The organism is Hydrotalea lipotrueae (genome assembly GCF_019249625.1).
Taxonomy (GTDB): Bacteria; Bacteroidota; Bacteroidia; order Chitinophagales; family Chitinophagaceae; genus Hydrotalea; species Hydrotalea flava.
This window is the reverse complement of sequence record NZ_JAESDL010000001.1, coordinates 227016-247603: the sequence shown is the minus strand read 5'-3', so window position 1 is coordinate 247603 and position 20588 is coordinate 227016. Positions and strand designations below refer to the sequence as shown.

At 35.5% G+C, this 20588-nt stretch carries 17 protein-coding genes and 1 tRNA gene; 7 read left to right on the top strand and 11 right to left on the bottom strand.

Features of this window, described 5'->3' with window-relative positions; all coding sequences use genetic code 11:
* Nucleotides 1-5 precede the first annotated feature (5 nt).
* Entirely contained in the window at nt 6-1016 is a 1011-nt protein-coding gene (locus JK139_RS01145) for a WD40/YVTN/BNR-like repeat-containing protein (protein ID WP_218330384.1), read from the top strand.
* A gap of 36 nt (nt 1017-1052) precedes the next feature.
* Here JK139_RS01145 and JK139_RS01140 read toward each other — a convergent pair whose 3' ends face one another.
* Complete coding sequence (locus tag JK139_RS01140) at nt 1053-1382, bottom strand: DMT family protein (RefSeq protein WP_068241180.1); 330 nt, start codon at nt 1380-1382, stop codon at nt 1053-1055.
* A gap of 208 nt (nt 1383-1590) precedes the next feature.
* Between JK139_RS01140 and JK139_RS01135 the strand changes: the two genes are divergently transcribed.
* Entirely contained in the window at nt 1591-1881 is a 291-nt protein-coding gene (locus JK139_RS01135) for a hypothetical protein (protein WP_074418552.1), read from the top strand.
* Between the two features lie 62 nt (nt 1882-1943).
* Nucleotides 1944-2018 (top strand) — tRNA-Val (locus JK139_RS01130).
* 51 nt (nt 2019-2069) lie between these two features.
* Here the strand turns inward: JK139_RS01130 and JK139_RS01125 are convergent.
* The 7 genes from JK139_RS01125 to JK139_RS01095 all read right to left on the bottom strand — a co-directional run bounded on the left by JK139_RS01125 (nt 2070) and on the right by JK139_RS01095 (nt 13720).
* The gene (locus tag JK139_RS01125; protein ID WP_074418551.1) at nt 2070-2687 is read right to left on the bottom strand and encodes a Yip1 family protein; all 618 of its coding nucleotides are present in this window, start codon (nt 2685-2687) and stop codon (nt 2070-2072) included.
* Between the two features lie 144 nt (nt 2688-2831).
* Nucleotides 2832-4001 carry a glycosyltransferase family 2 protein gene (locus JK139_RS01120; RefSeq protein WP_081299108.1) on the bottom strand — a complete coding sequence of 390 codons (1170 nt, stop codon included), beginning with the start codon at nt 3999-4001 and terminating at the stop codon, nt 2832-2834.
* A 54-nt stretch (nt 4002-4055) separates the two neighbouring features.
* Nucleotides 4056-4391 (bottom strand): hypothetical protein, encoded by a 336-nt coding sequence (locus tag JK139_RS01115; protein ID WP_074420145.1) that lies wholly within the window; start codon nt 4389-4391, stop codon nt 4056-4058.
* 10 nt (nt 4392-4401) lie between these two features.
* On the bottom strand, nt 4402-4902 hold the full coding sequence (locus tag JK139_RS01110; protein ID WP_074420144.1) for a DUF1573 domain-containing protein: 501 nt from the start codon (nt 4900-4902) through the stop codon (nt 4402-4404).
* Nucleotides 4903-4937: 35 nt separating this feature from the next.
* Nucleotides 4938-8540, bottom strand: coding sequence for a VCBS repeat-containing protein (locus JK139_RS01105; protein WP_228733073.1), 3603 nt, complete (start codon nt 8538-8540; stop codon nt 4938-4940).
* Nucleotides 8541-8684: 144 nt separating this feature from the next.
* Complete coding sequence (locus JK139_RS01100; RefSeq protein ID WP_074420143.1) at nt 8685-10481, bottom strand: RagB/SusD family nutrient uptake outer membrane protein; 1797 nt, start codon at nt 10479-10481, stop codon at nt 8685-8687.
* A 44-nt stretch (nt 10482-10525) separates the two neighbouring features.
* Complete coding sequence (locus JK139_RS01095) at nt 10526-13720, bottom strand: SusC/RagA family TonB-linked outer membrane protein (RefSeq protein WP_218330383.1); 3195 nt, start codon at nt 13718-13720, stop codon at nt 10526-10528.
* Between the two features lie 552 nt (nt 13721-14272).
* Here JK139_RS01095 and JK139_RS01090 point away from each other — a divergent pair.
* The 3 genes from JK139_RS01090 (at nt 14273) to aat (ending at nt 16231) form a co-directional block, all read left to right on the top strand.
* A complete protein-coding gene (locus JK139_RS01090; RefSeq protein WP_074420197.1) occupies nt 14273-15151 on the top strand; it encodes an AraC family transcriptional regulator in 879 nt (292 codons plus the stop codon).
* Between the two features lie 89 nt (nt 15152-15240).
* Nucleotides 15241-15555, top strand: a complete 315-nt coding sequence (locus JK139_RS01085) for an ATP-dependent Clp protease adaptor ClpS (protein WP_074420198.1) — start codon at nt 15241-15243, stop codon at nt 15553-15555.
* Nucleotides 15545-16231, top strand: a complete 687-nt coding sequence (gene aat, locus JK139_RS01080; RefSeq protein ID WP_228733072.1) for a leucyl/phenylalanyl-tRNA--protein transferase — start codon at nt 15545-15547, stop codon at nt 16229-16231. Before JK139_RS01085 ends, aat begins: the two co-directional genes overlap by 11 nt.
* Here aat and JK139_RS01075 read toward each other — a convergent pair.
* The 3 genes from JK139_RS01075 to JK139_RS01065 all read right to left on the bottom strand — a co-directional run bounded on the left by JK139_RS01075 (nt 16228) and on the right by JK139_RS01065 (nt 19832).
* Complete coding sequence (locus JK139_RS01075) at nt 16228-16839, bottom strand: DUF4294 domain-containing protein (protein ID WP_074420200.1); 612 nt, start codon at nt 16837-16839, stop codon at nt 16228-16230. The genes aat and JK139_RS01075 overlap by 4 nt on opposite strands.
* A 62-nt stretch (nt 16840-16901) precedes the next feature.
* A complete protein-coding gene (gene ccsA / locus JK139_RS01070; protein WP_218330382.1) occupies nt 16902-19340 on the bottom strand; it encodes a cytochrome c biogenesis protein CcsA in 2439 nt (812 codons plus the stop codon).
* A gap of 84 nt (nt 19341-19424) precedes the next feature.
* Nucleotides 19425-19832 (bottom strand): cytochrome c maturation protein CcmE domain-containing protein, encoded by a 408-nt coding sequence (locus JK139_RS01065; RefSeq protein WP_074420202.1) that lies wholly within the window; start codon nt 19830-19832, stop codon nt 19425-19427.
* 144 nt (nt 19833-19976) lie between these two features.
* Here JK139_RS01065 and JK139_RS01060 point away from each other — a divergent pair, with 144 nt between their 5' ends.
* The gene (locus JK139_RS01060) at nt 19977-20573 is read left to right on the top strand and encodes a hypothetical protein (RefSeq protein ID WP_218330381.1); all 597 of its coding nucleotides are present in this window, start codon (nt 19977-19979) and stop codon (nt 20571-20573) included.
* Nucleotides 20574-20588 lie beyond the last annotated feature (15 nt).

Sequence of the window (20588 nt, the reverse complement as noted above, 5' to 3'; positions counted from 1 at the left end):
ATAAAATGGCTTCATGGAAACTGTTTTTTATCACTTGTATGCTCTTTACCTCACAAATACTATTTGGTCAGCATCTTGTTATACTAACGGATAGCAGTGTAACAACTTCCATTAGAACTTTAAGTGCAGTTGGTAATCGCATTATTTGGGCTGCTGGTAGTAATGGACAGGTAGCCAAAAGTACAGATGGAGGCCAACATTGGCATTGGTTAACTGTGAATGATTTTGCAACAAGAGATTTTAGAGCCATACAGGCATTTGATGAAAATGAAGCCATTATTATGGCAGTTGGTGAACCGGCCTTATTGTTAAAAACTACCGATGGTGGTTTACACTGGAATACAATTTTTACAAACTGTACCAAAGGAATGTTTTTAGATGCTTTATTTTTTATAAACAGTGAAAAAGGTTGGGTGATTGGTGATCCGGTTTCAGGGCAACATCCTTTCATGGCCACTACAATAAATAAAGGCAATACATGGGATACACTAACAAAAGGATTACCTGTTTTTGAGAATGGAGAAGCATTCTTTGCATCCAGTAACAGCAATATTTTCATTTGGACAAACACTAACGAAAGATGGATGATAAGTGGCGGAACCGCATCCAAACTATATATCAATAATATTTCAGCGTATCCCTTACCCATGCTTCAAGGCACTTTTTCACAAGGGGCTAATTCAATTGATTGTTATGATACCACTTGCATTGTAGTAGGAGGTGATTTTATGCAGGATAAAATTGCAAAAGGCAATGCTGCTATTGTTAAAATCAATAAAACCATTCGAATAGATAACCCCATTCAATTACCAAATGGTTATCGCTCCTGTGTAAAACATGTAAGCGATAAAATATGGATATGTTGTGGCACATCGGGTGTTGATATTAGTTATGATGATGGGTTACACTGGCTACCCATCAGCAAAACTTCATTTCACACTATTTGTGTAACAGAGAATAAAAAAGTTTTTTTGGCGGGGAATAAAGGCAGAATAGCCCAACTAATTTTAAAGTGAATATTTATCAAAGAGTATTTGGTTATTGAACTCGGATTATTTTTTAAAAGCAAAATAAACTGCCCCCATTACTAAGCAAAAACTAACCAGGTAATTCCAACGCAATGGTTCTTTCAAATACAAAACGGCAAAAAATGAAAAAATAATCAATGTAATTACTTCCTGAACAATTTTCAACTGAAACCCATTCCATCCCTCTAAAAAACCCATTCGGTTTGCGGGCACGGTTAAGCAATACTCAAAAAAAGCAATCGACCAGCTAATAACAATCGCTTTCCATAAGGGTATTCCGGTTGCTTTTAAGTGCCAATACCAGGCAAAAGTCATAAATACATTAGAAACGATGAGTAAGCCAATTGTTTTCATACATTAAAAAAAATAGTTGAAAATAATATTTTAATTTACTTGAACTGTTATAATATCAGTTAATTTAATGTGCAATATAGTTGTTCTGCCAGAGTTGAAAATAAAACGGTTGACAAAATGCCATGAAAACAATAAATGCACAAAAATTGTTGTAATTACTATATAACAGAAAAGAAACAGAGGTTGTAGAAATTATAAAAAAATGTGTATGAACAAATATCAGATAATTGTGCATTTTACCATGGATGATGATTTTATGGTATTACTACCGGCACACAGAACGTATATTGATTTTTTAATGAATAAAGGCATCATAGAAACCTATGCAGTAAGCATGGAAACACAAACCGTATGGATTACCATGAACGCTGAAAACAAAGAGCAGGCCGCAAAGTTTATGGATAAAATGCCTTTATACAAATACTGGCAGTATAGTATAGAAACCCTTTTTATGTATGATAGTACACAATATAGATTGCCTACTTTGCAACTTAATTAAAAAAAATTTTTGGTAGTTATGAATCACACCCTATTTTTGCACTCCCAAACAACGAAAGGGAAGGGAGTTTAGCTCAGTTGGTTTAGAGCATCTGCCTTACAAGCAGAGGGTCGGCGGTTCGACCCCGTCAACTCCCACTAAAAAAGCGAAACGTCATGTTTCGCTTTTTTTCTTATCAAGAAATTCAATTATCCTATATTCCTCAAACCACCCATACCACCATACATTCCCATTCCAAAAATGGCTATAATGATGGATGAAAGGATAGCGCTTATAACAAAAAACACTACCATTAATACAATAATAGATACAATCAGGTAACCTGCTTTTTTATCCTCCGGAGTATTTTTAATGGGGCCCAAACCCAAGTACCACAAATAAATACCGTACAAGCCAAACAAACTTCCAATAATAGATAAAGCAGGAATAATGGTTAAAAATGCGCCAATTAAAGATGGTGTGTAGGAATAAACCACTAACTGAGCCGATTTATTTAAATTTTTCTCTGAGCCAAAACTTGTGGCCAGCATATCTACAATGTAGGTTGATAAAATAACAGTAATAATAACCGCTATGAAATGAACAACCGCCATATTAATGCCCCAGCCCATTCCTGCCATATGTAATAACATTGCTGTTCTACCCACAAAACCATAGCCAATAAATGCGGCCAAAGCACCAATAATAGCCAAGGGCACTACATAGGCACTAATAACACCCGGCATAGTTTGTGTTTCATCGGCAATGATTGCCCATTCTTGTTTGGGATTGGTGATGATACCTTTAACCCTGTTAACAATATTCATACAGTGTACATTTTAGAACAAAATAGAAAACCGTAATGAAATATGCAAGCATTTCGTTAAATTAACAAAGAACTTATATTCATAAAAGAAGAAAAAAATGAAGCAGCCTGAATAAACTACCAACCTGTTTAATAAAACAAGCATTTATTTCCGTTCCACTTTCTCCCATAGTACAGTATGTTTACCACTAAGAAAGAGTGCAATTCCTGCTAACATAGAAAGGTTCATAAAACAATAATAAAATGGAATATACAACCATTTAATACTCATACGCAATAGTTCTGCCACCCAGCCAATCAATGCTAAACTATAAAATAAAATTTGCGTAACACTGCTTAACCAAAAAATAGTGGCATGTGTATGATACCAGAGAAAAATTGAAGTAATAAATAATACAGGCAATAACAATGGTATTAATAACCATCGAAAAACTTTGTGACTGATGTACTGAAACGCAATGGAAGGGTACTTAAATGGGCTACACAAATGCAAAGTTTGTAGTAAAGTTTGTATACTTCCGGCTGCTATTCTTTTTTTTCTATTAAATTCAGCAGCAATATGAATGGATGGGTTTTCTGCAGCAATTGCATTGGGCTCATAACGAATAATATAACCTGATGCAATTACCTGCATGGCAATTGAAAAATCTTCCGTAATGGTATTGGGTGGCAATAATGGATATAACGATTTTCTAATAGCAAACAATTCGCCCGGCATACCAATCACCGTTTTAAATTGCGATTCCATTTTTTTTATGAAGGATTCATACTTCCAGTAAATACCTTCACCAATCATTGCATCGGCATCGGTAGGAATCAATATTTTTTTTTCACCTGACACGGCTCCTGTTCTGGCATTACTAAAATGTGGAATCATATAATGCAGGCAATCCGAATTCAAAATAGAATTGGCATCTGTAAATACTAAAATATCAGCTGTACTTTCGTTTACAGCCCTGTTCATAGCATGTAACTTACCCAGCCTTTCTGCATGATGCAATAAACTTATCTGAGAATATGTGGCAACTATTTTGTTGGTGCCATCGGTTGAGCCATCGGTCACCACTATCCAGGAAATTTTATCGGCAGGATAATTTAAAGCAATTGAATTTTGAATTTTTGCATTGATACAATCTGCTTCATTGTATGCAGAAATGATGACAGTAACATTCGGAATATGATTTGTACCAATAATCGTATTGCTTTCGGTTTGAATATTTTGTTTCATCTGTACAAACAGAAACAATATAACCGGATACAAAACATAAGTATACAGCATTACTGCAAAAGAAAACCAAAACACCCATTCAATCATAAACAATCCTATAAATGGGGCTAAATATACTAATCTGACAGCAATGCAAAAGAATTAATATACCCTGGTAACGGTTTGAAAGTCTTTACTAACACGGCAGTGCATGGTACCAACGGTATCTATTTTAGGAATATTGGGAATTAAAATATTTGGATTGTTTTGCATGTGTACTTTAAAATCGCAGATATAGTATTTTGCATCTTCATAATAAGCAACACTGTTCACGATAAATAATACTTTATCACTATCACGTTGTTGTGTTTTTTGCAAATAATCCTGCATGGCAGTGATTAAATGCTGTTGCACTTCAGCCGGACTGGGATTTTTAATGGTATTACATGCCAGTAGCAAAGCAAAAAAAATAGAAGCAAATAAAAAATTTTTTTGCATAATATATTATTTATTTTATATAAATTTTGTTTTTATGAGGCAAACTGTCTTTGCTTAAAGTTGCATCAAATTGTAATTGATGAAAGATTCCATTAGATGTGTTTGATTTTACAGTGATATATTTTTTAACAGGTCCAGGAAATCCTTCGGTGGTGTATTTAGCCTGTAATATTCCGGAATTACCTGGTAAAATTGCATTTCTAGGATAATCGGCAACCGTGCAACCACATCCAGGCCTTACTTCTGTTAAGTAAAGAGGACCATTTCCCGTATTTTTAAAGGAATAATTGATTAAAATAGTATCACCATAAAAAAGATGACCTAAATGGGTAATAGTATCTTGCCATTGAATAGTAGTATAATTGGTTGTATCTAATTGTGCAATAGTAGCAGGACGAATACCTAAATGATTTTCATACGGGTTTTTATTGGATTGGTTATTACAAGAACCCAATAGCAGTATTAGAAAAGCCGCAAATAACATACTTCCATTCCTTTTTACTTTATTCATTCAGCCAATATTTAAAACGAAATTATTAAATAAATTTAATTTACTTTTTCGGTACGGTGTTTGCCATCCTGCTGATAAATATCAACAGACTGAACCATTGGCCCTACTGAAATAAAACGCCCCGATTGCGATAAAAATGAGGCTCCATAATTACATTCTACTTTTTGCCGGTTACCATTTTTGTAGTTAATAATGGCATACATGTCCTCTTTGAATAAAGGTATATTTTGTACTGGTTTGTTTAATGCATATAACTGCAGTGCACCCCTGTTTTGAGAAGCAGCAATCATGTATTTTTTGTTAACACCCATCAATTTCACCAATGCCTTACCGTTACCAGGAACAAAAATTCCACTTTGCAATATGGTATAAGCAGTAAAATTGCCTTTCCCGTCGCCTTTCAAGAATACACCGTTGAGTGCATCATAACGTCCGGTACCTACTTCTGTACCAAAATCATTGGTATTCATCAATACATCTAAGTTTCCATCTCCATCAAAATCATCTGCCACCATTCCATTCAACATCGACAATTGAGCCTGCATTGGTAAGGGAATAATTGTAAAATGTCCTTTCCCGTCATTCTTCAACAATACAGAACGCATGTCATTGGCCGTTAAACGCAATGCATTTTTGCGCTCATCGGGAGTTAATATCTGATCCATGGTTGCAATGGCGAATGATTTGTATGTTTTAAAACGCATCCGCATCACAATCATTTGCTTGATGGCATCATCTCTTGTTAATGCAGGGTATTCCAACATTTTACCAATACTGTCGGGCAAGTACAAAGAGGTGAATGCATCATAACTGCCATTCTTATCAAAATCGCCGGCAGTGATATGCATGGGATATTGATGGGATGCTTTATAAAATGTATTTAGACCCAGGTTACTTACAATGTAATCCATATCGCCGTCATTGTCAAAATCGCCGGGTACTATACTGTTCCACCATCCTAAATTATTTTGAACACCCGTACCGGCAGTTACATTTTTAAAAATTCCATGTTCATTTTGTAAAAAAGTAATGGGCATCCACTCTCCTGCTAAAATCATATCAGGTTGGCCATCATTATTAAAATCTGTAATCACTGCATCACTAATCATCCCAATATTGGTTAAATCTTTAGCCACTGTTTCGGTTACATCTGTAAATTTTACCTGTCCGTTTTTACTATCATTTCTTAAAATAAAACTACTTACTGGTTTAGGATAATGCCAGGGATCAACCCTGCCTGAAACCAATAAGTCAAGCTTCCCATCTCCATTGTAATCAAATGCACGAACACAGGATTTGCTGGTTAAATTTTGTGGTAATGCCAGTGTATCTAATGTAAAGTTGCCATTACCATCATTCAGATAAAATCTATCCTGATAGGCTTTTGTGTTTGGTTCATTTTCATATCCGCCGCTGGTGATATACAAATCCAAATCACCATCTCTGTCTGCATCAAACAATAACAAGCCCATATCTTCAGTTATTTTGGCCTCCGCATCGGTTGCATTTAAAAGGTTTTTCTGTATAAATTTTCCATTAGGTTGTTGTAATAATATTGTTTCACTGTATTTATAGGCACCGCCCAATATTATATCTTCTAACCCATTCCCATCTATATCCCCCACAGCCATTGCAGGGCCATATTCCGATAATTTATGTGGCAATAGTTTTTGTATATTAAAGTCAATAAAATCATGCTCCTGATGTACATATTTTATTTGCAGTGAATCTGTAATGTTTTTAAATAATGCATTTGTTGCAATAATTAGGTTTGTATAATTTACGGGTATAGTAGCATTTGATTGTTGTACATTAATTGATTGGTTTGCCTTCAGGTAGGTAATTATTTGCTGTTGATGATTAGGCCATATAATTTTTAAAGAATCAATTGCTTTTATATTACCTAAACCAAAATGCGCTTTGGTTTGTACGGAGGAAAGATATCCCCGATAAGGTGTATTTTCCCATATCTGCTGTTGTCCGTTATTATAATAAATTGCTGCAGTGGCACCAATTCCATTTACATTATTTTTATCACCATGAAAAATAATATCAATATAATTCGAGTTCAAGCTGTCTTTATCCCGAGCAGTGTTTTTGTACACCAATGCCTTATCGTTAATATTATTTATCACTAAATCCAAGTCGCCATCATTATCTAAATCAACATATACGGCACCATTTGAAAAAGTTGGTATTTGCAATCCCCAGCTATTGGTTGCATTAGAAAATTTAACGTCTCCATCATTTTTAAAGGCATAATTGTGCAGTTTAACTACCGGTATTTGTGCCAACAATTCTTTTTTACTGGCCAAAAAATAAGCCTCACTTCTGTAAGCCATAAAATCATGATCGGTAACATCTTTTGGAAATCCGTTGGTAATGATGATATCACGTTTTCCATCATTATCAAAATCGGCTAATAAGGGAGTCCAGCTCCAATCGGTTTCAGCCATACCAGCATAGTAGGCCACATCACTGAAAATAGGGTCACCAATTGAATCATTATTGGTAATACGAGGGCCCTGGTTTAGTTGCAAAACATTGCGTACATACTGATAATTATACCCATATTTATCGCTGTTTTGGTAACGTTGATAATTATTGGCATTCATCATCATTTTTTTCCGATAGTTATCTTCCGGGTTCATATCGAGTGTAACCACATCTGGCAAACCATCATTATTCATATCTGCCACATCACAACCCATGGCATTAGCAGATGTGTGTTTAAAGTAGTGTGAAAGTTGTTCCGTAAATGTACCATCATGGTTATTTATCCAAAGTAAATCATTCGTAACAAAATCGTTGGTAACATAAATATCTTTCCACCCATCATTATTAAAATCTGCAATAGCAACGGAATGCCCGTAGCCTTCTGTTTGTATACCTGCCTGTTTAGAAACATCCGTAAAAACAGGATGGTGCAAACTGTCATTCCAATCATTTCTAAACAATTGCCCGGTACTTGGGTTTTCGCCATTTTTTAAAATAGTATGAAAACCATCCGGAAATTTATCTTTATTAATTTCATTATTCACAATATATACATCCAAATCGCCATCATTATCATAATCAAAAAAAGCTGCCTGCGTGGAATGGGCGGTATCATCCAATCCATATTCTTTGGCCATTTCCTTAAAATGTGGAATCCCATTTTTGTCTAACCCCTGATTAATGTACAATAAGTTTCTTCTTTTTTCCGGATCTTTCGATAATGTGGCACAAACATAAATATCTAACCAACCATCATTATTTATGTCTATAACTGCTACGCCCCTGCTCCATCTTCCATTACCTGATACACCAGCCTCCTCAGTAATATCTTTAAACTTAAAATTGCCTGTATTCAGGTATAATTTATTCGATACCAAATTACCGGTGAAATACAAATCCGGTAATCCATCATTATTAAAATCGCCTACCCCAACGCCACCACCGTTGTATACATTTTCAATATCTACCGAGTTGATTGAATCATTTTCTATAATCGTATTTTCAAAATCAATTCCGGATTGATTGGCAGCTATTTTCTGAAAAAGGGTATTATTTTTTTTACAGGAAAACATTACAAAAGCAAACAAAGAAACAGCAATACAGCGACTGAAATTCATGAGTGTTAAGGGTTTGTGATACATGAAGAAACAAGCAGTAATTTACTCTTTAAAATTAAATTGGCATCAATTGTACAATTAAAATGAAATAAAAAAACCTATTGCCATTTCACTTGATTTGGCAATAGGTTGTTGAAAATGAAGCTACATCCATTATCAAAAAAGATACTAATAGCCTGGATTTTGTTTTAAATGTGTTTTACCATCGGCATTTAAGATATCAATTTGTGTTTGCGGAATGGGGAATAATTCTGATTTACCACTTACAAACTGAGCACCCACCGGTAAAAGTGTTGCTTTTGCAATTCTGTCAGTAGCAAAATAATTATTTAAAACAGTTTTAGCAATTCCCCAACGCACCAAATCAAAAAAACGGTGGCCTTCCATAGCCAGTTCCAAATAACGTTCCATTTGAATGGCTTTTAAGGCTGTTGCCTGATCAGGAAATGCTACATAAAGTCCTATTTTATAGTTATCGGCCGGAGTAGTTTGTGGAGAATATGTAGAACTGGTTGCATCGTAACTGGCATTTTTATACACCCATCCGGTAGGATCAGCAGCACGGGCACGTACCCTGTTTACATATATTAATGCTGTTGGTAAATTCCCTAATTGTGTTTCACATTCAGCAGCTAATAATAGTACATCAGAAAAACGTATCAGGTTTACATTATTGGCAACTAATTCAGTAGCACCCCAATAATTTTCAGTACTTGAATAAATTCCCTTTTGACTTTGTGCATATATATTCTTTTTAGGGCTAAAAACACCATCTGCAGAAACGTTTCTAATCCATGCAGCACCTGGATGTGGACCCCAATCTAAGTAAGGAATACTTGGACGGCCCATTACCCAATCAATTCTGGGATCAAGCGTACCAGTGTATAAATTGGTGGAATCACTAACATTAGGGGCATTAAAATAAGTGTTCAATAAAGGCAAACCAGTTACCGGATCTGTTTTATAGGCATTAGCCAAACTTTGAGAAGGATTAAAAAATCCGCAACAAGCACCAGGACCACCGCCATAAGGGAAGTTCAAAATATCTCCATAATTACCATTAGGAGAACCTGCGCTGGTACCGGAGCCATCATTTACAGCCATTTGCACAGCAAATACTGATTCTGCACTGTTTCTGGTAGCAGGATTAAAATTGCTGTAATATTTTACCAAAGCGTATTTAGTACCGCTTGAGGTAACCCCATTGCTGATTAAATCATCAAACAATGGTTTTGCTTGCGCATATTTACCTTCAAACATATACACTTTGGCTAGAAAAGCTTCAGCAGCATATTTATTGGCACGGCCAATTTGAGGTTGTACAGCAGGTAAATTCTGCATTGCATACTGAAAATCGGCTTCAATTTTTGGCCAAACATTAATATAATTACCGGAAGCATCAACATTATTAACAGTATTGCGTGACGTTGTATCCGTAACTGTTTCATCAATAAAAGGAATATTTCCAAAAACCTTTTTTAATTCAAAATGATAGTGACCTCTTAAAAAACGAGCTTCAGAAGTGAATTCAGTTGCATCTGCAGCAGAGATACCTTTAGCAATTTTAAGTACTCTTAAAACCTCATTGGCTCTTTGAATACCATCATAACAAGCAGCCCATTTATTGGCAACATAACCGTTTGTTGAAGTGCCGGTGAAAGTTTCTAGTGAGAGAATATCACCTTGATCCGAAGGATCTGATCCTTTATAAGCATCATCAGAACATACACTGCCATATACCCAGTTACTGGCTGCTGAGCCCCATCCTGTATTATTGCCACCCTCACCATCTAACAAGGCATATGCTCCAATTAACAAACCCTGAACTCCGGATTGATTAGCAAGAATATTTTGATTTAGAGTACCAACAGGTGGCTTATTTAAAAAACTTTGTTTACAGGCAAATAATACTACTGTCAGCGCTAAAACAGACGGTATTAAATATTTATAATGTATCTTCTTCATATTATAGTGTTTTAAATTAATTTTTAATAGATTGAATAGTCATTTTAGAATGATACATTTACTCCAATGTTGAAATTTTTCTGATTGGCAGGATAGTTACCAAAATCAATTCCGAAATTACTATTGTTATTCAAATCAGATCCCTGTAATTCAGGATCTAACCCGGTATACTTGGTAATGGTAAATAAGTTAGCTGCCTGAACATAAAAATGTAATTTCTGAATACCCATTTTCTCCAATTTTGTAGATGGAACTGTATAACCAATCATTAAATTTTTACACCTCAAATAAGATCCTTTTTCCATATAGAAAGAATTAAACACGGTAGTATTACTAAAGTTAGCAGATTGTTCAATTCTTGGAATTTTAGCATTCAAATTGGTAGGTGACCACGAATTTTGCAACAAACCCTTACTTACATTTCCTTTAAATACCTGATAGAAATCTGTCCAGTATTTCACATAATTAATTACATCATTTCCTGCTGAACCATAAAAGAACATAGACAAATCAAAGTTCTTATATGTTGCATTGATGGTGAACCCATAGGTAAATTTCGGATTGGGGTTACCAAAAAACACTCGATCGTCAGGAGTAATTTTACCATCACCATTGGCATCTAAGTATTTAAATCTGCCTGGAGCTGCTCCATCCTGTGTGGCTGATTTGGCAACATCATTGGCATCTTTAAATAAACCTAATACCTGATAACCATAAAATGCACCTACCGGATGGCCGGGTTGTAATCTGGAGAATGCTCCTATACGGCTTGAACCGGCACTATATTCATCTACATATTTTACACCGGGAGGTAAACTCACTACTTCATTTCTGTAAGCAGAAATATTTCCACCAATATCTATTTTAAAATCTCTACCAACAGTACCATGATATGTTGCCGAGAAATCAACTCCGGTATTTTTAACATCGCCTAAATTTACAAAAGGCTGACGGGCTCCACCCTGATAATTACCAATAGCAGATACACTTGGAAATAATAATCCGCTAATGGCTTTTTTATACCACTCAATTGAGAAGTCTAATTTATTTTTCAAAATTGTCGCATCTAAACCAACATTTGTAATAATGTCTTTTTCCCATGTAGTATTCACATTACCTAATTGGCTATTATAAAAACCCAATGTGGAAGAGTTAGCAGCTCCTGTAATTGGATAATAAGAAATACCGGCTGCAGAAGAATACAAAGAATAAGCATTGGTTGGATTAATATTACTAATAGAACCGGATGTACCCCATCCTCCTCTCAATTTTAAATCATTAATCCAGCTAACATTTTTCATGAAATTTTCATTGGAAATACGCCATCCTGCTGAAATAGAAGGGAAATTACCATATTGATGGCCGGGAGCAAAAACGGAAGAACCATCTCTTCTTAATGTAGCTGCTAAAATATATTTATCTGCATAACTATAATCAATTCTCCCGAAATAGGAAGATATTGCTAATTGATAAGGTGGATAACCAATATTACTTTGTGAATTTGGAGCACCTGTATTTAATGTCCAATAATTTGGGTCAGTACTATAATATGATCCCCTGCCGGCTCTAATACCTCTGTTGTATTGGTTTTTGGCTTCCTGACCCACTAATACATTTAAGCTATGTTTGCCAAAAGTGTTGCTATACTTAACGGTATTTGTCCATTGCCATAAGCTATTGTAACCAGCTCCTTCCGTAAAGGCATTAGGATTGGTATTGCCTTCTGCATTTTCATAAGCCGTATAGGTAAAATAATAGTAGTAATAATTATCAAAATAACCTCCAAAACTTGTACGGGCTGTAAAATGCTTTAAAAAATCCACTTCAGCAAATACGTTACCGTTTACCTGCCAATCATTACTCCTATTATTGGCAGTCCTTTGTTGATTTGCCACAGGATTTTGTGCATTACTTAAACCCACTGATTTAGTACCGGCATAATTTCCCATGATATCATATATAGGAATAATAGGTGGTTCACGGTAACTCATTGAAATAGCATTACCCTCATTCTGGTTGGTAAAGCCCGGACTTTGTTTGTAAAACACATAGGCATTTTCTCCAACTCTGATATGATTATTTATATTAAAAGTGGTATTCATTCTTGCTGAATAGCGCTTTAAATAGGTATTAATCAAAGTTCCCTGCTGGTTTAAATATCCTACTGAAAACAGGTAAGTTGATTTATCATTACCACCACTGGCTGTTAAAGTATGGCTTTGAAAAATGGCAGGTTTAAAAATTTCATGAAACCAATCTGTGCCAATTTTATTGGCCTTTGTAATTTGATTGGAATTTATATTGTAGGAAGCTGGGTCTGTTCCAGGATCACCCACTTTTGCTCCGGTAGGAGTAATATAATCCGGAATTACAGGCGTATCACCCTGTCCAAACTGTGCATTTCTGCTTCCGGGAGCAATACCACTGTTAATTTCGTATGCTTTCACCACATTGGCATAACCCTGTGTGTTTTCTAAGTTAAAGCCATTTTTCAACGGACGTTGGGTGCCCACAAAAGCATCGTAGCTAATTCTGGCTTTACCCTGACGGCCTCTTTTGGTGGTAACAATAATTACCCCGTTAGAACCCTGTACCCCATAAATAGCAGCAGCTCCGGCATCTTTCAATACCTGAATGGATTCAATATCACTGGGATTGACGTCCTGTAAATTTCCCTGTACACCATCTATCATAACTAATGGCGCTGTACTTCCGGGAGAAGTAATACCTCGAATTTTTACACTGGTACCACCACCAGGTACACCGGAATTAATAACCGTAACACCTGAAGCCTGACCTTGTAACAAAGCGGCAGTATTACCACCTGGTACAGATTTCATATCGTTTACATTTACAACTGAAACAGAACCGGTAATGTCCTTTTTCTTTTGCGATGTATAACCCAATACCACAATTTCATTTAAATCACTAGTGGATTCGGTTAGGGTAACGTCAATTCTTGAACGGCCACTTACAGGCATGGTTACATTGTTGTAACCCACTGAAGAAATTACCAATACACTTTTATCGCCCGGAACTTTAATGGTAAATGTACCATCATCGTTCGTAGCGGTAGCATTGTTGGTACCTTGTACCGTTACCGTAGCGCCGGCAAGGGGTTGATTGTTTTTACCGGTTACTTTACCGGAAACTGTTTTTTGTGCAAAAGCCCCCAATGTGCAAAAAAAGAGGCCGCAAAAAAGCAAAAAACATCGAGATAGATGTGGATTGTTTGGCATAAGCAATGTTTTCGTTAGGTTGTTAAATAATCTTTAACAAATTTAAGTATCGCAAACGATTGTGTTCTTACCTTTTACCATCATGTTTCAGTGATTTTTTAACATACAATTATGTATTTTTTACACATTAATTTAATAAAAGCCGCTCTCGTTCAGTGTTTGACAATACAGCAATTCTACAATTGATATATATCAAAAAATATTTTTTCTACAATAAACGGGTAACATATTACACAAATACACATTCTCACTTACATACCTTTCAATAACGGTATAGCAATGACGAGGTAACAGTGCTCACTTAAACATTGATAGATAAAACATTGAAGCCCATTTTAAAATTGAACCGGGTTAATAATTCTTGTTCAGTAAATTAAACACTGACAAACTATAAACCCATACATTGCACATCTTATTCACAACGGCTATAAATATTTGATACTGTTGCAGCGAAACAAATCATTTTTTTGCCTTGCAGAGGGTGATGGGTGATACCAGCAGCTATATTCTAACCAACTATTTTCAACCTACTGATTGCTTTAACTGCACTGCATGAAAAATCTCAACCAAAAACGATTCTTGCCCATAGAAGAAGCAGATGCTTTTATTGTACTGAGGCATGCTATCAATGATCCTGCCCAAAGATTACATTATCATGATTATTGGGAACTCTTATTATTTCAAAATTCTGAAACAGCTACTTGTATTATTGGTAATAGCATTACTAAAATCAACCACGATACTGCATTGTTCTTATTACCACCCGGTACATTGCACGGCTGGTGTACCGGGCACAATTCCTCTTCTACCGGTCTTGTAAAGCAAGTAATTTTTCAACAAGATTTGTTTGGAGATTGCATGCTTAACAAAAACCAGTTTTTCCACATTAGAAAATTATTTCAAGCCGGAATCAATAGCATTCGTTTTTCAAATAACTCAGCTCAGAATGCACTGGCAGCAATACAACTATTGGAAAAAGAAAATGATTTTAAAGGGTTACTCATTTTACTGAAATTATTATCTACTGTTTCATTGCAAAAGCAATGGGAAATTTTGAATGATAATTCAGAAACAATGATTCAAAATTTGCAAAACAATACTAATCAGGTTAATAAAGTAATGGATTATTTAAACACCCATTTCAAAGAAGAAATCAGCCTGAAAAAAATGTCGTGCATTATGAATATGAGTGAAGCTACATTAGCCCGTTTTTTTAAAATGCAGACAGGTAAATGTTTCACCGATTTATTAATTGAAAAAAGAATATCTTATGCAACCAAGTTACTGATAGAATCAAATGATCCAATTCATGAAATTGCCTACCAGTCAGGTTTTAATCAGGTTACCCACTTTAACCGTTTATTCAAAGCACATACCGGGTTTTCTCCCAAAATGTATAAGCAATTCCTACTTTCTTCCAAAACAGCCTGAATCATTTTTTCAAAACTTTGCTCTTTTCAACAAATGACCATGTAGGGTGTTGTATTTCCTATTTTAACAGAACTACCTATTTTTGCAGTATGATTCAGATTTTAAATCATACGAAAGAAAAAAATTGGGAAGAGGCCTCCATTGATACCATTACAGCATCAGTGCCTACCTGCCATTTAATTGTATGGAATGATGATGTGAATACTTTTGACTGGGTAATTGAAACCCTGATTGAAATTTGTGGCCATACGCAAGAGCAGGCAGAGCAATGTGCCTTATTAATACATATGAAGGGCAAGTGTGTGGTAAAAAATGGAGATTATGAAACCTTAGATCCCATGCGTAGTGCTATTTTAGACAGAGGTATCAACGCCACCATCGAAACCATTCCTATTGGTTCTTAATCATTCATTTCCCGATATTGATTACCACCCTATGCCTCTTTATCAATTAAATGAAACATTTTGGTTTCCGCCGGTTACCGAAAGTATGGAAGATGGCCTTTTGGCAATAGGCGGTGATTTACAAATACCTCGTTTACTCACAGCCTATAAAAAAGGAATATTCCCCTGGTATGAAGGGAATTCACCATTGTGGTGGTGCCCGGATCCCAGATTTGTACTTTTCCCAAATGAACTTAAAATTAGCAAAAGCATGCAGGTATTGCTAAAGAAAAATGCTTTTGAGTTTTCTGTTAACCAGGCATTTCATGCTGTGATTAAACACTGCAAAATAACCAAACGAAATGGGCAAGATGGAACATGGATAACCGATGAAATGCTTGAAGCTTATACCACACTGCATCAATCAGGCTGGGCACATAGCGCTGAAGCCTGGAAAAATGGCCAATTAGTGGGCGGGCTTTATGGCATAAAAATGGGAAATATATTTTTTGGGGAAAGTATGTTTAGCTTGGTGAGCAATGCCAGCAAATTTGCTTTTATACGTTTTGTGCAACAATTAATGGAGGAAGGAATTGTATTAATTGACTGTCAGGTGTATACAGAACATTTAGAAAGTCTGGGTGCACAATTTATCAGTCGGGAAAATTTTACCGAAATTTTGTCGAGAAATATTTAACCCCGCATACCATACATTCTTTCCAGGTCGCGTACAATGGTTTCAATATCCCGGTCATTTCCATTGGGGTCGTAGTTTTGTTTTAAACTGGTACCGAAAAAGAAGGCAACAGTTTGATAAACAGTGGCTGTTAAACTTCCCTTATATTCCTGAATAATTTCATAACAATTATTCCCGGTTTCTCTATAAATCAGTTTCATTAAAATTTTGCCCTGATAAATGGATAATTGCGTTAACTTATCTGTAAATTCTTTTCTTAATTCTTTTTCTCTGGAGCGAATAATTTTTCTTCTTTCGCTTTTATTAGTAACACCTGCCAGGCGGGCATTAATTTCATTCATAATTCTGCCTGCAGCTTTTGCATAAGGATAGGTAACGTACACTGCATTGCGTAGCCTTGTCCATTCAGTCCAATATCTTTTTTGGCGGGCATTTAAGCGGTAAAGAATGGAAACATCCGGTAAATATCCCATGGGAATGGTATCACCTTCCGGTGTAATAAAAGCATGAACGGGAATGGTATCATAAATGCTGTGCTGTGCATGTGATTGCCTGGCAATCAAACACAAACAAACGATTACAATCATATGCAGGATTCGCTTTACCATACACGCTGATATGCTGTAGACATATATTCACTGGTTAATGCTGCCAGCGTAATAAAAGTAACCTATTCTTTTGAAAAAAGTGCCAGGCGGATTCGCTGATAAATAGACATAAAAAAGCCAATTACCATTATTACAACCCCCAACCAAAGCATATTAATCAGAGGAAACTCATATACTTTTAATGTTACCAAATCGGTAATGGCGCCACTCTCTCTTACTCCTATTTCTAATTTACCATCCTGCGGGTTACTCACTTTATTAAATTTCACTATCAGACTTTGTGCTTTAACCGTATCCGGATAGTTGATTAAATCGTTATTATCAATAACAATTCCGGGTGTTATGGGATAGCGGCGACCATCTTTAGTAATAGCAGTCATATCTAAAAACAATGCGGTTTCACCATTTTTAAATTTATCTTTTTGCGATTCAGGATTTACCTGCACTTTATTTAAGATAAGCATACCATTGCTGTAAAAAGTAGTATCGCCTGGTTTTATGGCAATATTTCTAAAAGTGGCAGTATCTGCCTGATCATTTTGCTGAAAGGATGATATGTATACAAAAATATCTCTGTTCCAATAGTGCTTTGAATCCGGATTGGGAGAAAAGCCTTCCATCCCTTTGTTATTTTTAATGATATCAGGATATACTTTGAACTGTTCTTTACCATTTTTGGCCTTAAAATCAATTTCATAATACCGTTTACGGTCTTTGGGGTTTAATGTATCCTGTACATAGGTTACCATGTATTTACCCATATCGGTAGCAACCCCTTTAAACAAAGTAATATTTTCTGCAGGATCTTCTTTTTTGTCTTTTTTAAACACTGCAATACCTGTTGTATTCCAACTCAATACTTCTTTTTTACTTGAAGAGATTAATACACCCAATAAAATCATTCCAAATCCAACATGCGCTACAGAAGCACCGGCAACCTTTAATTTTCCTTTTAAAACAATCCATATATAAGCAGCATTGGCAATAATGGAATAAATAGCCGCATAAATTCCCACATAAATGGCAACCAGAAAGCCAATACCTTGTTTGTTATAATGAATATTGCCCCAAATGCATATGGCTGAACCAACCAATAATGCTGCCACTGTTGGCCATAATATTTTTTTACCAAAATATTTTTCAGGCGTGCTTTTGTATTTAAAATACTGCGTTACCGCCGTTAAAATTCCAATGATTATTAAAATAAATATTTGAACCTGATTGAAAGAAAATTCCGGATCTTCAGGTGGAGCTATATTGGTACCAAATAATTTGTTATACACAGGAACGGATGTTTTGGCCGCAATAATAATAGCAGCAAGAAACAGTACCAATGCACCAATAAACATCCAAAATTCTCTGCTGTAAGTATTTTCTTCTTTCTGGATAGCCGGAATTTTTTTATAACGCAAGAAATATAAAACAAGGGCAGGAAATAAAAATACCAGTACAAACAATAACAACTGCACATTCATACCTAAATCGGTGAATGCATGTACAGAAGTATCGCCCAGTATACCACTACGGGTTAAGAAGGTAGAATAAAGCACTAAAATAAAGCTGAGAATATAAAAAAGATAGGTAGAACGTAAAGAATAGCCTGTTGATTTATAGATAAGATTCGTATGTAAGCCTGCAATCATTACAATCCAGGGTACTAAAGAGGCATTCTCAACCGGATCCCATGCCCAATAGCCGCCAAACGATAAACTTTCGTAAGCCCAGGCAGCGCCCATCATAATTCCGGTACCCAAAACAGCACCTGAAAATGCAGCCCAGGGAAGACTTATTTTTATCCAGCTATGGTCTTTTTTATATAAGCCTGCAATAGCATAGGCAAAAGGCACAATGGTTGAGGCAAAACCTAAAAACAATACCGGCGGATGAATGACCATCCAATAATTTTGTAATAATGTATTTAAATCATTTCCTTCATGAATGCGGGGCAATTGCAAATAATTTGGGTCAGAAAAAATAGGAATATCAGGCATTTGCTGACGCCATAAAATAAATGGATTACTCCCTACCTTGTAGCCAAAAAAGTAGATGCCAATTAACATAGAGGCTATGCAAAACTGCGCAAAACTTATCACCGTCATCACGCCTGCTTCCCATGTTTTGCTGGTTTTTATTAAAATCCAACCCAGCACACAATGCCAAAAACTCCACAATAAAAAACTACCTTCTGAACCTTCCCAAAAACAACTTAATATATATTTCAATTGCAAACTGCGGGAGGAGTGGTTCCACGCATAAAAATATTCAAAATAATGGTTATAAATAATATAATATAATGAAAAGAAAACACCCAATACAGAAATGGTTTCAATTAAAAATGAAATACGGGCAAGCTTTATCCAGCTCTGTTTGTCTGATTGCAGATCGGGAATACGAGCTGCATTAAAATAAGCAATGGTGGCCACTAATGAAGCCACCAAAGAAAGGATAGAAAAAAAATGACCAATTTGTCCGGGTAAAAGGTGTTCTCCGTTATACTGCATAATGTATCAACTTAATAAAAAGGGTAAATGAGTGGCAAACTAAGCATAAAATGAGGATTGAATGAAAAACCCTGTTGTTTATTGTTAGTCTTGCTTCGCCATAGATTTTTCGGTAGACTGGGGATTATCTTTATATTTTGAAGGGCACTTTAATAAAATATCTTTACATTCAAAATGATCACCATCCATACGGCCTTTTAATACCAACCGGTCGCTTTTTTCCATATCAGTAGGTTTGGTATTATGGTAAACAACTTTTACTGAATTGCCCAATGTATCAATGGCAGTAAAACTTAAAAAATTGGGGTCTTTCACTGCATCGTACTGAATGGGTTCATTTTTGTCGAGTTTAGCAATTAAATTCACAAATTTTCCCGGCTTTTCTTTTGCTGAAGCAATGGTTTCATAAGTGGTTAAATTACCGGTATAGCTAATTAAAACAGTAATGGCTGCTGCAATGGCTACTAATAATATCAAATGCATCTTCTTCATATCATTCGTATTTTACTGCGCAAAAGTACTTGTAAAATGAATAGATAATACTGATGTTACTCAGCTATTCTTAATTTATTGCCTTTCATTTAACAAAAATATGAGTGGGTGCAGTTTTTAAACCTATTTTTGCGGTTTTGGATTATGATAGCACGCCCTTCAAAAACATACGATTATATTATTGTTTTAAAATACCCTGTTCGTTTTTTTAAAGCAATTGACATCATTAGTCAGTTAATGCTGGTTATTGCAAGTGTGACTTTTATTTTAAGAGGTATTTTATTATATCATGCCGGCATTAGCGGCGGCATATACACCCTTTTTTTTCTGATTCCCATTTTAATCTTCAGCTGGTGGATATGGTGTTACCGGCAACAATCCAGAGGCTATATGCCTTTTTACCGGTTTGCTTTAATGATAGCAGCCTGGGGATGGTATTTGTATCCAAAAGGCCTATTCTTTGCCATTCTGTATTTAATTGCTGCGGTACTTGAAAAGCCGGCCAAGGTATTGCCGGAAGTTGCTTTCGACAGCAAAGAAATTGTTTTCAACAGTATTCCTTCCAAAAAAATTAGCTGGTTACAGGTAAATAATGTGATACTGAAAGACAATATTTTAACAATTGATTTAAAAAACAATCAATTGATACAAAAAAATGTGGATGCTGAAGTATCGGAAAAAGAAGAAGCTGAATTTAATGCTTTTTGTGCAGCGCAATTACGGGCCGCACAAAAAAATTAATTTATTTTTGAATTG

What these genes read in the sequence shown, in the direction of transcription:
- JK139_RS01145 (WP_218330384.1), top strand. Translation starts at nt 6, where the DNA reads ATGGCTTCATGGAAACTGTTTTTTATCACTTGTATGCTCTTTACCTCA.
- JK139_RS01140 (WP_068241180.1), bottom strand. Translation starts at nt 1,382, where the DNA reads ATGAAAACAATTGGCTTACTCATCGTTTCTAATGTATTTATGACTTTT.
- JK139_RS01135 (WP_074418552.1), top strand. Translation starts at nt 1,591, where the DNA reads ATGAACAAATATCAGATAATTGTGCATTTTACCATGGATGATGATTTT.
- JK139_RS01125 (WP_074418551.1), bottom strand. Translation starts at nt 2,687, where the DNA reads ATGAATATTGTTAACAGGGTTAAAGGTATCATCACCAATCCCAAACAA.
- JK139_RS01120 (WP_081299108.1), bottom strand. Translation starts at nt 4,001, where the DNA reads ATGATTGAATGGGTGTTTTGGTTTTCTTTTGCAGTAATGCTGTATACT.
- JK139_RS01115 (WP_074420145.1), bottom strand. Translation starts at nt 4,391, where the DNA reads ATGCAAAAAAATTTTTTATTTGCTTCTATTTTTTTTGCTTTGCTACTG.
- JK139_RS01110 (WP_074420144.1), bottom strand. Translation starts at nt 4,902, where the DNA reads ATGAATAAAGTAAAAAGGAATGGAAGTATGTTATTTGCGGCTTTTCTA.
- JK139_RS01105 (WP_228733073.1), bottom strand. Translation starts at nt 8,540, where the DNA reads ATGTATCACAAACCCTTAACACTCATGAATTTCAGTCGCTGTATTGCT.
- JK139_RS01100 (WP_074420143.1), bottom strand. Translation starts at nt 10,481, where the DNA reads ATGAAGAAGATACATTATAAATATTTAATACCGTCTGTTTTAGCGCTG.
- JK139_RS01095 (WP_218330383.1), bottom strand. Translation starts at nt 13,720, where the DNA reads ATGCCAAACAATCCACATCTATCTCGATGTTTTTTGCTTTTTTGCGGC.
- JK139_RS01090 (WP_074420197.1), top strand. Translation starts at nt 14,273, where the DNA reads ATGAAAAATCTCAACCAAAAACGATTCTTGCCCATAGAAGAAGCAGAT.
- JK139_RS01085 (WP_074420198.1), top strand. Translation starts at nt 15,241, where the DNA reads ATGATTCAGATTTTAAATCATACGAAAGAAAAAAATTGGGAAGAGGCC.
- JK139_RS01075 (WP_074420200.1), bottom strand. Translation starts at nt 16,839, where the DNA reads ATGGTAAAGCGAATCCTGCATATGATTGTAATCGTTTGTTTGTGTTTG.
- ccsA (WP_218330382.1), bottom strand. Translation starts at nt 19,340, where the DNA reads ATGCAGTATAACGGAGAACACCTTTTACCCGGACAAATTGGTCATTTT.
- JK139_RS01065 (WP_074420202.1), bottom strand. Translation starts at nt 19,832, where the DNA reads ATGAAGAAGATGCATTTGATATTATTAGTAGCCATTGCAGCAGCCATT.
- JK139_RS01060 (WP_218330381.1), top strand. Translation starts at nt 19,977, where the DNA reads ATGATAGCACGCCCTTCAAAAACATACGATTATATTATTGTTTTAAAA.